The following is a 301-nucleotide window of genomic DNA, read 5'->3' as shown; positions in this document are numbered from 1 at the left end:
CAGGCTGCGCATCGCCGGTGACAGCTGCGGCCACTCGGCGAAACAGGCGCACAGGCGGCGTTGTGCCCACGCATCTGCAAGCGGCACCGCAATGGTATGCGTACTGCGTCGATGCTGGCGCGCAATGGTACGCGGCACGATACCGACACCAATGCCGTGGCCGACCATGATGCACACGCCTTCGAAGGTCTTCATGCGGATGCGCACGTCCAGGCGTCGCCCGATGCCGCGTGCCTGGTCTTCGATGTAGGCCTGCAGTGCATTGCCGTCGGCCAGCGCGACGAAGGTCTCGCCGGCAACA

The 301-nt window shown here is 65.8% G+C and carries 1 protein-coding gene; it reads right to left on the bottom strand.

Annotated features, from left to right (window positions below; all coding sequences use genetic code 11):
• On the bottom strand, positions 1 to 301 hold a 301-nt coding region (locus tag B3446_RS18540; RefSeq protein ID WP_291383883.1), incomplete at both ends, for a LysR substrate-binding domain-containing protein.

The organism is Achromobacter sp. UBA5777 (genome assembly GCF_002418565.1).
GTDB classification, from domain to species: Bacteria; Pseudomonadota; Gammaproteobacteria; order Burkholderiales; family Burkholderiaceae_B; genus Achromobacter; species Achromobacter animicus.
The sequence above is the reverse complement of the archived record's forward strand: the minus strand, read 5'-3'. Positions and strand labels throughout refer to the sequence as shown.